The organism is Kitasatospora sp. NPDC093806 (genome assembly GCF_040683335.1).
Classification (GTDB): domain Bacteria; phylum Actinomycetota; class Actinomycetes; order Streptomycetales; family Streptomycetaceae; genus Kitasatospora.
This window is the reverse complement of the sequence record NZ_JBFBDO010000109.1, coordinates 1-13735: the sequence shown is the minus strand read 5'-3', so window position 1 is coordinate 13735 and position 13735 is coordinate 1. Positions and strand designations below refer to the sequence as shown.

The following is a 13735-nucleotide window of genomic DNA, read 5'->3' as shown; positions in this document are numbered from 1 at the left end:
AGGCCACCGTGAACCATTCCGATCAGGGGAAGCAGGTGTCATCGGGGCGGCCTGAGTCCTTCAAGGCCGTCCCCGTACGCCACCCCGGACGGTGGGCCGGAGCTGTCGTCGTCGCCGTCTTCGCCGCGATGCTGCTCCACGCCCTGATCTTCAATCCCGCCTTCCAGTGGGATGTCGTCAACACCTACCTCTTCGATTCCAGCATCCTGCACGGCCTCGGCGTCACCCTGGAGCTCACCGCGCTCTCAATGGTCATGGGTGTGGTCGGCGGCATCGTCCTGGCGGTGATGCGGCTGTCGCCGAACCCGCTGCTGTCGGGCACCGCGTGGTTCTACATCTGGATCTTCCGCGGCACCCCGGTCCTGGTCCAGCTGGTGTTCTGGAACTTCCTGGGCGCGCTCTGGCCGAAGCTCTCGATCGGCATCCCGTTCGGCCCGGAGTTCTGGTCCGAGTCGACCAACACGCTGATCCCGGTCTTCACCGCGGCGCTGCTCGGCCTCGGCCTCAACGAGGCCGCCTACATGGCGGAGATCGTCCGCGGCGGCATCCAGTCGGTGGACGAGGGGCAGTCCGAGGCGGCCCACGCGCTCGGCATGAGCCGGTTCGCCACCATGCGCAGGATCGTCCTGCCGCAGGCCATGCGAGTGATCATCCCGCCCACCGGCAACGAGACCATCTCGATGCTCAAGACCACCTCGTTGGTCTCGGTCATCGCACTGGAAGAGCTCTTCCGGGCCGGGCAGAACATCTACTCCCGCACCTTCGAGACCATCCCGCTGCTGATCACCGTCAGCCTCTGGTACCTCTTCCTGACCTCGGTGCTCACCATCGGCCAGTACTACGTCGAGCGGTACTACGCTCGGGGTACGACCCGGACGCTGCCGCCCACGCCGATCCAGCGGGTGCGACTGCTGTTCGGCGGCAAGACCACCCCGAAGGCCAAGCACGACGTGGTTCCGGGGCTTGAGGGAGGTACCCACCAATGACCGACCTGAGCAAGGCGCCGGCCTCCGACCACCCGATGGTCAGGGCCGAGGGCGTCCGCAAGTCCTACGGTGTGGTCGAGGTGCTCAAGGGCATCGACCTGGAGGTCAAGCGCAACGAGGTGTTCTGCCTCATCGGCCCGTCGGGCTCCGGCAAGTCGACCTTCCTCCGGTGCATCAACCACCTGGAGAAGATCAACGGCGGGCTGCTCGCGGTCGACGGTGAGCTCGTCGGCTACCGGCAGCAGGGCACCAAGCTCCACGAGCTCAAGGACAGCGAGGTCGCGCTCAAGCGCCGTGACATCGGCATGGTGTTCCAGCGGTTCAACCTGTTCCCGCACATGACCGCCATAGAGAACATCATCGAGGCGCCGGTACAGGTCAAGGGCGAGAGCAAGTCCTCCGCCCGGGAGCGCGGCATGGCCCTGCTGGAGCGGGTCGGGCTGGCCGACAAGGCCAAGAACTACCCCTCCCAGCTGTCCGGCGGTCAGCAGCAGCGGGTGGCCATCGCCCGGGCGCTCGCCATGAAGCCCAAGCTGATGCTCTTCGACGAGCCGACCTCCGCACTGGACCCCGAGTTGGTCGGCGACGTCCTCGACGTCATGCGGGGCCTGGCCGAGGAGGGCATGACCATGATCGTGGTCACCCACGAGATGGGCTTCGCCCGCGAGGTCGGCGACGCGCTGGTGTTCATGGACGGCGGCGTCGTCGTCGAGTCCGGCAACCCCCGCGACGTCCTCACCAACCCCCAGCACGAACGCACCCGCGCGTTCCTCTCCAAGGTGCTCTGAGCGCACCTTCGCGGCGCCCGGCAGGCCGGTCCTGCCGGGCGCCGGTGTTTTCCCCGTTTCCCCGCTTTCGCCGTTCGGGTAATAGGCTGGAGGCAATCAGCCCGTTACCCACCCCTGGAAGGACCACCGTGGAGCTCGCCTCGTACGCCGATCTGGCCGTCCGGCTGGTGAACACCGAGGAGCCCGAGCGCGGCACCGATTCGCTGACCTCGGTGGACGCGGTGCGCGCGCTGTTCTCGGACTCCTCGCGGGCCCGCGACCTCGCCGACGAGTCGGACCTGCCGCGGCTGCGCGCCGTCCGGACCCGGCTGCGCGGGGTGTTCGAGGCCGCCGCCGAGGGCGAGGAGGTCCGCAGCGTCGACCTGCTGAACAGCCTGCTGATGGAGTTCCCGGTCAGCCCGCTGGTCTCCGGGCACGACTACCTCGACGAGGCCGGCCGGCCCCGCTGGCACCTGCACCTCGCCGACAACTCCCCCACCGCCACCGCGCACTTCAGCGCCGTCGCCTGCATGGGCCTGGCCGTCCACCTGACCGAGACCGGCGCCGACCGGCTCGGCATCTGCCAGGCCGCGCCCTGCCGCAACGCCTACCTGGACACCTCGACCAACCGGTCCCGGCGGTACTGCTCGGACCGCTGCGCGACCCGTGCCAACGTCGCCGCCTACCGGGCCCGCAAGCGCCTGGAGGCCCAGCAGGCCGCCGCCGGCGAGGCCTGACGGGCCGCCCGGTCAGGCGCCGGGCAGCTCCTCCGGGCGGATCCAGACGCCCAGCCGGCGGGCCAGCCCGGGCACCCGGGCCAGCGGGGCGCGCAGCAGCAGCCGCTCCAGCCGGCGGCCCGGCGCCAGCCAGGCCGGGCGCGGGCGCAGCCGCAGCAGCACCCGGCCGAGCACCAGCTCGTCCGGGACGGCGCCGTAGCTGCGGCTGTCGCTGTCGATCGGCCGGTTGTCGGAGAGCAGCCACCAGCCCTTGGGGCGCCGGCCGTCGGCCCGCTTCACCACCAGCAGGTTCTGCTGGAACGGGTGACGGAACACCACCACCGCGCCGGGCCGGATCCGGGCGCCGTAGCGGACCAGCAGCTGGTCCCCGTCGCGCAGGGTCGGCACCATCGAGTCCCCGGCCACGTCGATCAGCCCGAACGGCGCGCCGCCCCCCGGGGCGGCGTCCTCCGGTTCCGCGCTCCGTGCCACGGCTGCTCCTCCCGGTCCGCGTCCCGTCCTCGCACACCAGTCTGCCGTACGGGCCGTCACCCGCCGATGTCCGGATTCGTCCGGTTCCGGCTCGGCCTTTTGCCCTAGGCCCGCCGCCCGATCGCGAAACCGCAGGGCCCGGCGGGTAATCTCGGGCGCGGGAAGACGATCTAAGGAAGGACTCCCATGTTCTCTCGTCTGTTTGCACCTCGCGCCACCGCGCACGCCCACTGCGACCTGCCCTGCGGCGTGTACGACCCGGCCCAGGCCCGCCTGGAGGCCGAGTCGGTCAAGGCCACCCAGGAGAAGTACCAGGCCAACGAGGACGCGCACTTCCGCGCCCGCGCCATCATCATCAAGGAGCAGCGCGCCGAGGCCGTCAAGCACCACATCTCGGTGCTGTGGAGCGACTACTTCAAGGCCCCGCACTTCGAGAAGTACCCGCAGCTGCACCAGCTGATCAACGACACCCTGAAGGCCGCCTCGGCCGCCAAGGCGTCGACCGACCCGGCCACCGGCCAGGCGCTGCTCGACCTCATCGCCGAGGTCGACAAGATCTTCTGGGAGACCAAGCAGGGCTGATCCCCGCTCACCCTCCTTGCGACCGCCCCCGTCCGCACCTCGGACGGGGGCGGTTGTGTCTGTCGCCACAGCTCCGCCCGGTAAGGGTTGCCTGGCCTGAGTGCTTGTTATGCTGCCAGGGCGTCCCGAGGGGGAAGCCGGTGCGAATCCGGCGCTGACCCGCAACGGTAAACGGTGCCCCGCGCCCGTGAGCCCGATCGCCCCGGGACGCCGGACTCCCGACAACTCGCCGCGGACTGCGAGGGGATGGCGCCCCGGCACACCCGCCGCCCGGGCGCGCCGCCCCGCGCCGCCCCGGCCCGAGGCAAGGCGCGCGCAACCTGTGAGCAGCACCCGCGGCACCGCGACCGCACCGGCTCCGGCACCGGCTCCCGCCGCCGACCCGCCCGGACCGCGCCGAATACCCGCCGTGCCGCTGGCCGCCGCCCTGGCCGCGGCCCTGCTCGGCTCGCTGGTCTGCGCCGTCGCGGTGGGCTCCTCCGGACTCGGCTGGGCGCACGTCCTGCGGCTGCTGGGCGCCGGTCTGACGGGTGGCCGGCTGTCCGCCGACGAGGCGTCCGCGTACGCCATCGTCTGGGAGATCCGGCTGCCGCGCGCCGTGCTGGCCGCCGTGGTCGGCGCCGGACTGGCCGCCACCGGGGTCGCGGTGCAGGCGATGGTCCGCAACGCGCTCGCCGACCCGTTCGTGCTCGGCATCTCCTCCGGCGCCGCGGTCGGCGCCAACGCCGTGCTGATGTGGGGTGCCTTCGCCTCGCTCGGCGTCTGGGCGCTCTCGGTCTCCGCCTTCGGCTCGGCCCTGCTCGCCATGGTGCTGGTCTACCTGACGGCCCGGACCGCCTACGGCCTCACCCCGCTGCGGCTGGTGCTCACCGGCACCGCCATGTCGTACGGCTTCTCCGCGGTGACGGCGCTGATGGTGTTCGCCGCCGCCCGCGGCGAGGCCGCCCGCTCCGCCATGATGTGGCTGCTCGGCAGCCTGGGCGGGGCGACCTGGGGCTCGGTGCCGATCGCCGCCGTCACCGTGCTGGCCGGCCTGGTCCACCTGGCCTGCGCCGCCGGGCGGCTGGACGCGCTCGCCATGGGCGACGAGACGGCCACCTCGCTCGGCGTGGACCCGGACCGGCTGCGCCGCGAGCTGTTCGTGGTGACCGCGGCGGTCACCGGCACCGTGGTCGCGGTCAGCGGGGCGATCGGCTTCGTCGGGCTGATGGTGCCGCACCTGGTGCGGATGCTGGTCGGGGCCGGCCACCGCCGGGTGCTGCTGGTCGCGCCGTTCGCCGGGGCGCTGCTGCTGGTCTGGGTGGACATCGTCTCGCGCACCCTGCTGGCGCCCGCCGAACTGCCGACCGGGGTGGTCACCGCGGCCCTCGGGGTGCCCTGCTTCCTGCTGCTGATGCGCCGGCGCGGCTACTCCTTCGGAGGTGGCCGGTGACCGCCGCCGTCGAGGGAGCCGCGCTGGACCTCGCCGTCGACCGGGTCTCGGTCGACCTGGCCGGCGTCCGACTGGTCCACGAGGTCACGCTGTCCGCCGCCGCCGGGCAGGTGGTCGGCCTGATCGGGCCGAACGGCAGCGGCAAGTCGACCCTGCTGCGCTGCGTCTACCGGGCGCTGCGGCCCGCCGCCGGCGCCGTCCGGCTGGACGGCGGGGACCTGCACGCGCTCGCCCCGCGCGAGGCCGCCCGGCGGGTCGCCGCGCTGCCGCAGGAGCACTCCGCCGAGTTCGACTTCACCGTCGCCGAGGTGGTCGGGATGGGCCGGCTGCCGCACCGCGGCGGTCTGGCCGGCCGGTCCGCCGGGGACGAGGAGCGGTGCGCGCGGGCGCTGCGCCGGGTCGGTGCCGCGCACCTGGCCGCCCGCGGCTTCCTGAGCCTGTCCGGCGGCGAGAAGCAGCGGGTGCTGATCGCCCGCGCGCTGGTCCAGGAGCCGAAGGTGCTGGTCCTCGACGAGCCCACCAACCACCTGGACATCGCGCACCAGCTGGAGGTGCTGGCGCTGGTCCGGGAGGCCGGCCCGACGGTGCTCACCGCGCTGCACGACCTCAACCTGGCGGCCGGCCACTGCGACCTGCTCTACGTGCTCGCGGCCGGGCGGATCGTCGCCTCCGGGCCGCCCGCCGAGGTGCTCGAACCCGCCCTGCTGGCCGAGGTGTTCGGCGTCCGCGCGACACCGGTCCGGCACCCGGTGACCGGCGCCGTCCAGCTGCTCTTCGACCGCCTGCCGTAGTCGACCCCCCGCCCGTCCCCCTTTTGATCCTCCGAGGAACCGCCATGCGCACCAAGGCCGTTGCCGCCGCCGCCCTGCTCACCCTCGCGCTCACCGGCTGCGGCGCCGAGATCGCCCCGCGCGGCGACGCCGCCACCTCCGCCCACTACCCGGTGACCGTCGACAACTGCGGCACCAAGGTCACCTTCGCGCAGAAGCCGGCCCGGACGGTGACCAACGACGTCGGCATCACCGAGCTGATGCTGGCGCTCGGCCTGGAGGACCGGATGGCCGGCTACGTGATGCCCGACGACAAGGGCGACGTCGGCAAGGTCGCCTGGAAGGACGGCTACCAGCGGACCAGCTGGCTCTCCAAGGACCCGATCACCAAGGAGGTCGTGCTGCAGGCCAAGGCCGACCTGGTCTTCGCCGGCTGGCACTACGGCTTCGGCGAGGCCGACGGCTTCACCCCGCAGGCGCTGGCCGAGCTGGGCATCGGCTCGTACGTGCTCTCCGAGTCCTGCCGCAGCGGCAAGGGCCAGGAGCGCGGGGTCATGTCCCCGCTGGACGCGCTCTACACCGACCTGGCCAACCTGGGCGAGATCTTCGACGTCCGGGACCGGGCCGACAAGCTGATCGCCGACTTCAAGGCGCAGATCGCCGCCGTGCCGGAGCCCGCGTACCGGCCGAGCGTCTTCCTCTACGACAGCGGCGAGGACAAGCCCTACACCTCGGGGCGGTTCGGCGCCCCGGAGGAGATCATCGCCAAGGCCGGCGGGAAGAACGTGATGGGCGACCTCGCCGACACCTGGACCACGGTCGGCTGGGAGAGCGTGGTGCAGCGCGACCCCGAGGTGATCGTGATCAACGACTACGCCACCCCGGACGCGGAGGCGAAGCGGAAGTTCCTGAAGTCCTTCCCGCCGCTGGCCGGCGTCGCGGCGGTCCGCAACGACCGGATCTTCGTCCTCGACTACGTCGACCTGGTCGAGAGCCCGCGCAACCCGGCCGCGATCACCGCCCTGGCGGCCTACCTGCGGACCGTCCCGGCCCGCTGAGCCGGCGGTCCGGACGGTCTGCGGGCCGTCCGGGCCTGGGCCGGAACACCCCAGCGCAGTAGGCTCGTAGCATGATCCGCACCGCCGTCGCCACCGACGTTCCCGTCATCCACACCATGATCCGCGAGCTCGCGGAGTACGAGAAGGCACCGCACGAGGCGGTCGCCACCGTGGAGCAGCTCCACGAGGCGCTGTTCGGTGACAACCCCGCGGTGTTCGGCCTGATCGCCGAGGACGACACCACCGGCGAGCCGGTCGGCTTCGCGATCTGGTTCCGCAACTTCTCCACCTGGCGCGGCACCCACGGGGTCTACCTGGAGGACCTCTACGTCCGCCCGGAGACCCGCGGCGGCGGCTACGGCAAGGCGCTGCTGGTCGAGCTGGCCCGGATCGCCGTCGACCGCGGCTACTCCCGGGTGGAGTGGTCGGTGCTGAACTGGAACACCCCGTCGATCGACTTCTACAAGGCGCTCGGCGCGGTGCCGATGGACGACTGGACCGTCTACCGCCTGACCGGCGAGGCGCTGGCCGCCGTCGGCGCCCGCTGAGAACCGGCGCCCGGACCGGGGCGCGGAGGGCGTGCGCGGGCGGCGCACAAGCGCGTCGTCAGACCACTGCCACCCTGCGTCGCGATGCCTTACCATGAGTGACTCCCGCACCGGGGCAGGAAAGCGGTAACGTCTCGGGCGGACGCGCGGGTCCGGCCACTCTTCGAGGGGTATGACCGGTACGTACCGCACCACCCCTCTGGACAGTTGGGGCGAAGCAGTTGAGCCAAGCAACAGACAGTGCCGCGGCCACCGGCCCGGAAGCACAGCGCGTCACCCAGGAGGTGAGGGTGTCCCAGATCGACGGCGAGCCCGGAGTGCAGGACTTCGTAGAGGTCCGGCTGCCCGCGGCCGGGGCCTACCTCTCGGTCCTGCGTACAGCGACGGCGGGCCTCGCGGCCCGGCTGGACTTCACGCTGGACGAGATCGAGGACCTGCGCATCGCGGTCGACGAGGCGTGCGCCATCCTCCTCCAGCAGGCCGTCCCCGGCTCGGTCCTCTCCTGTGAGTTCCGGCTGGTCGGCGACTCGCTGAAGGTGATCGTCTCGGCGCCCACCACCGACGGCCGGGCGCCCGAGCGGGACACCTTCGCGTGGACCGTGCTCTCCGCGCTGGCCGGCGAGGTCGACTCCTCGGTCGCCGAGGACAAGACCGTGTCGATCAGCCTGCACAAGAAGCGCGGCGGCGGCGCCGCCCACTGAGCAGACCCAGCAGCACCGATCAAGGGCCGTCCGCCCGGCGCACCGGGCCGGCGGACGGCTCCCGGTACCGCCCACCCGGCGGTACGACCATCGAGACGAACCGGGGCCGGCGGTCCCGGTGCTCCCGGAACGGAACGGGGGAATGGCCGTGAGTGATCTGGACCGTACCGGCCTCGCGACGGCGGGCCCTGCCGTACCGACCCAGGCGAGCGTCCCCGGCCTCGCCGCCAACGACGAAGCGCACCCGAAGGACGCCCACCGGATGAGCCAGCCGACCGAGCCGACGCCCGAGACGTCGCCCGATCCGTCGCCCACGCCCGTGCCGCCGGCCGCCGACCACCCGGAGGCGGACCTCCCGGAGGCGGGCGACGCCGCCGGGCCGCAGACGCGGGACGGGGCGGTCGAGGAGGCGGCCGAGGCGCTGCGCGCCGCGGTGCCCGCCCAGGCCCCGCACCGCAGCGGCGCGCCGGACCGCGAGGCGGCCCGGGCGCTGTTCGTCCGACTGTCCGCGCTGCCCGACGGCTCCCCGGAGCGCGTCGAGCTGCGCAATCAGCTGGTGCGGATGCACATCCCGCTGGTCGAGCACCTGGCCCGGCGGTTCCGCAACCGCGGCGAGCCGCTGGACGACCTGACCCAGGTCGCCACCATCGGGCTGATCAAGTCGGTGGACCGCTTCGACCACGAGCGCGGGGTCGAGTTCTCCACCTACGCGACGCCGACCATCGTCGGCGAGATCAAGCGGCACTTCCGCGACAAGGGCTGGGCGGTCCGGGTGCCGCGCCGGCTCCAGGAGCTGCGGCTGTCGCTGACCACGGCGACCAGCGAGCTCTCCCAGCGGCACGGCCGCTCCCCCACGGTGCACGAGCTCGCCGAGCACCTGGGGATCTCCGAGGAGGACGTCCTGGAGGGCCTGGAGTCCGCCAACGCGTACTCCACGCTGTCGCTGGACGTGCCGGACAGCGACGACGAGTCGCCGGCCGTCGCGGACACCCTGGGCGCCACCGACGAGGCCCTGGAGGGCGTCGAGTACCGCGAGTCGCTCAAGCCGCTGCTGGCCCAACTCCCGCCCCGTGAGCAGAAGATCCTGGTGCTCCGGTTCTTCCGGAACATGACGCAGTCGCAGATCGCCGCCGAGGTGGGCATCTCGCAGATGCACGTCTCCCGGCTGCTCGCCCGGACCCTGGCCCAGCTGCGGGAGAAGCTCCTGGTGGAGGAGTAGGACCGACGGCCGCTCAGCGGCCGGGAACGGACCGGCGGTCCTCGACGCTCAGCCCTCGCGCGGAGCGTAGAGGACCGCCGTCGCCTTGGGGCTGAGCAGCGCGCCGATGCCGACCAGGCCGAGCAGGCCGACGGCCACCCCGACGCCGGCCATCGTGCCGCCGCTCTGCCACATGTAGTACGCCACCGGCAGGCAGATCGAGTTGGTCAGCACGGCCGGGCTGCGGCCCCAGCGGCGGCCCTTGAGCAGCGCCCGGGCGGCCAGCAGCGGCAGCACGCCGAGCAGCACGATCACCAGACCGCCGAACTCGTTCAGGGCGAGCTGCTTGGACTGCCCGGACAGCGCGGCGACCATGTCCCAGACGCCGACGACGGCCAGCGCGGCGCCCTCCACGGCGGTGATGGCGGCGCCCAGGGTGAGGGCGGTCGGCCGGCCGGCGCCGGGCGCGGGTACGGGTGCGGAGGATTCTGCGGTCACTCCAGCAGGGTAGCCGCCGGTCGGTCCGTACCGCCCCGTAGGCTGAGCACATGCGCGCTCTCCTGGTCGTCAACCCGAAAGCGACCACCACCAGCGGCCGCACCAGGGACGTCCTGATCCACGCCCTGCGCAGCGACCTCAAGCTGGAGGTGGCGCAGACCGAGTACCGCGGCCACGCGCGCGACCTGGCCCGGGAGGCCGTGGAGGACGGCGCGGTCGACCTGGTGGTGGCGCTGGGCGGGGACGGCACGGTCAACGAGGTGGTCAACGGACTGCTCGCGCACGGCCCGGGTGAGAAGGTCCCCCGGCTGGCGGTGGTCCCGGGCGGCTCGACCAATGTGTTCGCCCGCGCGCTGGGCCTGCCGAACGACCCGGTGGAGGCGACCGGCGCGCTGCTGAACGCCCTGGAGAACCGGGGCGAGCGCCCGATCGGGCTGGGCAAGGCGATGACCGAGGGGCTGCCGGACCGCTGGTTCACCTTCACCGCCGGCCTGGGCTTCGACGCCGGCGTGGTCGGCCGGGTCGAGGAGCAGCGCCGGGCGGGGCGCAAGTCCACCCACGCGCTCTACGTGACCCAGGCGATCCGGCACTTCGTCACCCAGCGTGAGCAGCGCAGATCGGGCCCGGTCGCCTTGGAACTGCCGGGCCGCGCGCCGGTTCCGGGCCTCGCGCTGGCGATAGTCAGCAACACCTCTCCGTGGACCTTCCTGGGCAACCGCCCGGTCTACCCCTCGCCGCTCGCCTCCTTCGACGCGGACCTCGACGTCTTCGGCATCACCCGGATGACCGCGTTCGGTACGGCTCGAACGGTCCGTCAGATCCTGCGGTCGCACGGGCCTTCGAGCGATGGCGCCCCGTCCGCCGGCCCCTCCGGGAAGCACGTCGTCTCCTATCACGACGTCCGGCACTTCACCTTGGTTTCAGAGGAACCGGCCCCGTTCCAGGTCGATGGGGACCACCTTGGATCCAGGAGTCGCGTCAGTTTCACAGGCGTACGGCGGGCACTGCGTGTGATTGTGTGACTAGAAGGGGTGTTCCCCCTTCTTCTCGAACGCACAAGCCCCCTTCACTCCATAGAAGTACTGGCTGTGAGCTAGGCGACACCGAAGAATCCAAAATTCCTCGCCGAAGGGGGTTGTATCCGGGCCCGAGGTTTGCGAACCTCTACATGGCGATCGGGACACATCGCAGCGACGGCAACCTCAGAACCTGTTGGGTGCCGACCGCGGGGCGTCCCTCGAATCGCCGAATCCCTCCCCAGCACAGACCTCCCGGGCCCGATGGGCCTTTGGTCTCTTTTGCCGTTGCGGGATTCGTGAAAGCGTTCACATTCACAAACCACCGTCGATGTGCCGATCGGGCAACCCCCGCGGCAGGAGGAGTTGGACGACCATGGACTGGCGCCACCGCGCTGTCTGCCGCGAAGAGGACCCGGAGCTGTTCTTCCCGATCGGGAACACCGGTCCCGCTCTGCTGCAGATCGAGGAAGCCAAGGCCGTGTGCCGCCGCTGTCCGGTCATGGAGCAGTGCCTCCAGTGGGCCCTCGAGACCGGCCAGGACGCCGGCGTCTGGGGCGGTATGAGCGAGGACGAGCGTCGCGCGATGAAGCGCCGTGCCGCCCGCAACCGCGCCCGCACCGCCTGATCACGCGCCGTAGTACCCGCAGTAACCGCAGACCGATCAACACATGATCAAAGGCTTCCCTGCACCTCCTGGTGAAGCCTTCCGCACAAAGGACCTTGCTCGGCGAAGCCCGGCGAAGTCCGGCGACACTCACCCGCCCAGCCACTTGATACTGTTCACTTAGAGCAATATTGTGGAGCTGTGGCGCTCACCGTGTGCAACGCACCGGCGGGGTGTCGCACCACTCAGAGCCCCCGTTCCGGCCGACTCCCCCCGACGGCCGGAACGGGTTGAGAGGCCCTGTCGACCCACCCCCCCCGGTCGACAGGGCCTCGTTTCTGTTTCCGGCGGTGTGAAGGGGCACGCACCCGGCGCTCACGCCGACCGCACGCCCCCTCCGCACCACGACGCACCACGACGCACCTCAGCGCGACTCGACGCGGCTCGGCGCTCGACGCGCCTCAGCGCACCGGGATCTCCAGGACCACCTTGGTGCCGCCGTTCGGGCCGGCCACCATGTCGAAGGTGCCGCCCAGCTCACCGGTGGCCAGCGTCCGGACGATCTGCAGGCCGAGGTTGCCCGACTGCTGCGGGTCGAAGCCCTCCGGCATGCCCTTGCCGTCGTCCTGCACGGTGATCAGCAGGTACTCCTCCGGCCGGGCCCCGCCGTTCCAGCTGTCCGACCAGCCCATCCCGGTGGCCGGCGCCCGCCCGCGCAGCGCGCTGACCTCCAGGTTGCCGGAGGCGCTCGGACCGAACGCGTGCTCCAGGGCGTTCTGCAGCAGCTCGGTCAGCACCATCGCCAGCGGGGTGGCCACCTCGGCGGACAGGATGCCGAAGCTGCCGCTGCGCCGGGTCGCCACCCGGCCGTCCTGGGACAGCTCCATCACCATCGCCAGCACCCGGTCGGCGATCTCGTCGAAGGCCACCTGCTCGTCCAGCGCCTGGGAGAGCGTCTCGTGCACGATCGCGATCGAGCCGACCCGGCGGACCGCCTCGTCCAGCGCGGCGCGGCCGGCCTCCGACTCCATCCGGCGGGACTGCAGGCGCAGCAGCGCGGCGACGGTCTGCAGGTTGTTCTTCACCCGGTGGTGGATCTCCCGGATGGTGGCGTCCTTGGTCATCAGCTCGCGGTCGCGGCGGCGCAGCTCGGTGACGTCGCGGCAGAGCACCAGCGAACCGGTGAGCGTGCCCTTCGGCTTGAGCGGGATGGCCCGCACCGTCACCACCCCGCCCTGGGCCTCGACTTCGGTCTGCCGGGGCGCCCAGCCGCTGGCCAGTTTCACCAGCGCCTCGTGCACGGCGGCCCGGGAGGGCGGGACGAGCTCGGCGGTGGCGCGGCCGAGGTGGCTGCCGACCAGGTCGGTGGTGAGGCCGAGGCGGTGGTAGGCGGAGAGCGCGTTGGGGCTGGCGTAGGTGACGATGCCGTCCGCGTCGAGCCGGATCAGGCCGTCGCCGACCCGGGGCGCGGCGTCCATGTCGGTCTGCTCGACGCCGGGGTACGGGAAGGAGCCGGCGGCGATCATCTGGGCCAGGTCGGAGGCGCTCTGCAGGTAGGTGAGCTCCAGCCGGCTGGGCGTGCGGACGGTCAGCAGGTTGGTGTTGCGGGCGATCACGCCGAGCACCTTGCCCTCGCGCCGCACCGGGATGGACTCGACCCGGACCGGCACCTCCTCGCGCCACTCCGGGTCGCCCTCGCGCACGATCCGGCCCTCGTCGTAGGCGGCGTCCAGCAGCGGGCGGCGGCCGCGCGGGACGAGGTGGCCGACCATGTCGTCCTGGTAGGAGGTGGGGCCGGTGTTGGGCCGCATCTGGGCCACCGAGACGTACCGGATGCCGTCCCAGGTGGGGATCCACAGGACGAGGTCGGCGAAGGACAGGTCGGAGAGCAGCTGCCACTCCGAGACCAGCATGTGGAGCCACTCCACATCGGCACCGGTCAGGGTGGTGTGGCGGCGGACGAGTTCGTTCAGCGAGGGCACAGGGCGAGCGTAGCTCCAGGGGGGCGCGGCCGGGCCCCGCGCACCCCGGCCGGCGTGCGCCCCGCGCCCGCTCCCCAAGTTGTCCAGACCAATTTTCCGGCAGGCCTGGACAACCCAGATTGGTCTAGTCCACAATGAAAGGGCACCAAGGAGAGGCCCACCGCGCAACTGCCCTGACCGCGCGCGGCCCCTCCTCGGTCGGACGCCGCCGAGCGAGGACCCCGCACAGTTCTCGGTCGAAAACGGCGCCCGACGACAGCTCCGGGCCGCGGAGCCGCATGGGTTGAGGGTCCCGTGTCGGCGCCGTGGCCCGTAGTGCTTTCCGGACCCGGTCCGGATGCGCGCGAAACGCCGAGACCCCCGTCCACAGCCTGTGGACGGG

At 72.0% G+C, this 13735-nt stretch carries 15 protein-coding genes and 1 riboswitch; of the genes, 12 read left to right on the top strand and 3 right to left on the bottom strand.

The genetic code is table 11. The features are described from left to right. Nucleotides 1-8 precede the first annotated feature (8 nt). The 3 genes from AB0N76_RS32910 (at nucleotide 9) to AB0N76_RS32900 (ending at nucleotide 2490) form a co-directional block, all read left to right on the top strand. Nucleotides 9-986 carry an amino acid ABC transporter permease gene (locus AB0N76_RS32910; protein WP_363563479.1) on the top strand — a complete coding sequence of 326 codons (978 nt, stop codon included), beginning with the start codon at nucleotides 9-11 and terminating at the stop codon, nucleotides 984-986. Next, nucleotides 983-1774: an amino acid ABC transporter ATP-binding protein gene (locus tag AB0N76_RS32905; RefSeq protein WP_363563477.1), complete on the top strand. Its 792-nt coding sequence runs from the start codon at nucleotides 983-985 to the stop codon at nucleotides 1772-1774. Before AB0N76_RS32910 ends, AB0N76_RS32905 begins: the two co-directional genes overlap by 4 nt. A gap of 128 nt (nucleotides 1775-1902) precedes the next feature. Further along, complete coding sequence (locus tag AB0N76_RS32900) at nucleotides 1903-2490, top strand: CGNR zinc finger domain-containing protein (protein ID WP_363563475.1); 588 nt, start codon at nucleotides 1903-1905, stop codon at nucleotides 2488-2490. Between the two features lie 12 nt (nucleotides 2491-2502). Here the strand turns inward: AB0N76_RS32900 and sodX are convergent, their stop codons facing one another. Further along, complete coding sequence (gene sodX, locus AB0N76_RS32895; protein WP_363563473.1) at nucleotides 2503-2961, bottom strand: nickel-type superoxide dismutase maturation protease; 459 nt, start codon at nucleotides 2959-2961, stop codon at nucleotides 2503-2505. 186 nt (nucleotides 2962-3147) lie between these two features. On the opposite strand from sodX, the gene sodN reads away from it, so the two are divergent. The 7 genes from sodN to AB0N76_RS32860 all read left to right on the top strand — a co-directional run bounded on the left by sodN (nucleotide 3148) and on the right by AB0N76_RS32860 (nucleotide 9271). Beyond that, nucleotides 3148-3543 carry a superoxide dismutase, Ni gene (gene sodN / locus AB0N76_RS32890; RefSeq protein ID WP_350562726.1) on the top strand — a complete coding sequence of 132 codons (396 nt, stop codon included), beginning with the start codon at nucleotides 3148-3150 and terminating at the stop codon, nucleotides 3541-3543. Between the two features lie 101 nt (nucleotides 3544-3644). Beyond that, a riboswitch (cobalamin riboswitch) is annotated at nucleotides 3645-3763 on the top strand. A 189-nt stretch (nucleotides 3764-3952) separates the two neighbouring features. Next, nucleotides 3953-4975 (top strand): iron ABC transporter permease, encoded by a 1023-nt coding sequence (locus tag AB0N76_RS32885; RefSeq protein WP_363563499.1) that lies wholly within the window; start codon nucleotides 3953-3955, stop codon nucleotides 4973-4975. A gap of 23 nt (nucleotides 4976-4998) precedes the next feature. Next, nucleotides 4999-5766, top strand: a complete 768-nt coding sequence (locus tag AB0N76_RS32880; RefSeq protein WP_363563497.1) for an ABC transporter ATP-binding protein — start codon at nucleotides 4999-5001, stop codon at nucleotides 5764-5766. 44 nt (nucleotides 5767-5810) lie between these two features. Beyond that, complete coding sequence (locus tag AB0N76_RS32875) at nucleotides 5811-6803, top strand: ABC transporter substrate-binding protein (protein WP_363563471.1); 993 nt, start codon at nucleotides 5811-5813, stop codon at nucleotides 6801-6803. A gap of 71 nt (nucleotides 6804-6874) precedes the next feature. Continuing rightward, complete coding sequence (locus tag AB0N76_RS32870) at nucleotides 6875-7351, top strand: GNAT family N-acetyltransferase (protein WP_363563469.1); 477 nt, start codon at nucleotides 6875-6877, stop codon at nucleotides 7349-7351. Nucleotides 7352-7641: 290 nt separating this feature from the next. Further along, a complete protein-coding gene (locus tag AB0N76_RS32865) occupies nucleotides 7642-8052 on the top strand; it encodes an anti-sigma regulatory factor (RefSeq protein ID WP_363563467.1) in 411 nt (136 codons plus the stop codon). A 148-nt stretch (nucleotides 8053-8200) separates the two neighbouring features. After that, nucleotides 8201-9271 (top strand): RNA polymerase sigma factor SigF, encoded by a 1071-nt coding sequence (locus AB0N76_RS32860; RefSeq protein WP_363563465.1) that lies wholly within the window; start codon nucleotides 8201-8203, stop codon nucleotides 9269-9271. Nucleotides 9272-9319: 48 nt separating this feature from the next. Here AB0N76_RS32860 and AB0N76_RS32855 read toward each other — a convergent pair whose 3' ends face one another. After that, the gene (locus AB0N76_RS32855) at nucleotides 9320-9748 is read right to left on the bottom strand and encodes a hypothetical protein (protein WP_363563464.1); all 429 of its coding nucleotides are present in this window, start codon (nucleotides 9746-9748) and stop codon (nucleotides 9320-9322) included. Between the two features lie 50 nt (nucleotides 9749-9798). Between AB0N76_RS32855 and AB0N76_RS32850 the strand changes: the two genes are divergently transcribed. Further along, complete coding sequence (locus tag AB0N76_RS32850) at nucleotides 9799-10770, top strand: diacylglycerol kinase family protein (RefSeq protein ID WP_363563462.1); 972 nt, start codon at nucleotides 9799-9801, stop codon at nucleotides 10768-10770. 370 nt (nucleotides 10771-11140) lie between these two features. Further along, nucleotides 11141-11392 (top strand): WhiB family transcriptional regulator, encoded by a 252-nt coding sequence (locus tag AB0N76_RS32845; protein WP_014138019.1) that lies wholly within the window; start codon nucleotides 11141-11143, stop codon nucleotides 11390-11392. A 440-nt stretch (nucleotides 11393-11832) separates the two neighbouring features. On the opposite strand, the gene AB0N76_RS32840 is transcribed toward AB0N76_RS32845, so the two are convergent. Continuing rightward, nucleotides 11833-13353 (bottom strand): PAS domain-containing sensor histidine kinase, encoded by a 1521-nt coding sequence (locus tag AB0N76_RS32840; protein ID WP_363563460.1) that lies wholly within the window; start codon nucleotides 13351-13353, stop codon nucleotides 11833-11835. Nucleotides 13354-13735: the final 382 nt, after the last annotated feature.

Coding starts and splice junctions, on each gene's coding strand:
- AB0N76_RS32845 (WP_014138019.1), top strand. CDS start 11,141: ATGGACTGGCGCCACCGCGCTGTCTGCCGCGAAGAGGACCCGGAGCTG.
- sodN (WP_350562726.1), top strand. CDS start 3,148: ATGTTCTCTCGTCTGTTTGCACCTCGCGCCACCGCGCACGCCCACTGC.
- AB0N76_RS32905 (WP_363563477.1), top strand. CDS start 983: ATGACCGACCTGAGCAAGGCGCCGGCCTCCGACCACCCGATGGTCAGG.
- AB0N76_RS32870 (WP_363563469.1), top strand. CDS start 6,875: ATGATCCGCACCGCCGTCGCCACCGACGTTCCCGTCATCCACACCATG.
- AB0N76_RS32850 (WP_363563462.1), top strand. CDS start 9,799: ATGCGCGCTCTCCTGGTCGTCAACCCGAAAGCGACCACCACCAGCGGC.
- AB0N76_RS32875 (WP_363563471.1), top strand. CDS start 5,811: ATGCGCACCAAGGCCGTTGCCGCCGCCGCCCTGCTCACCCTCGCGCTC.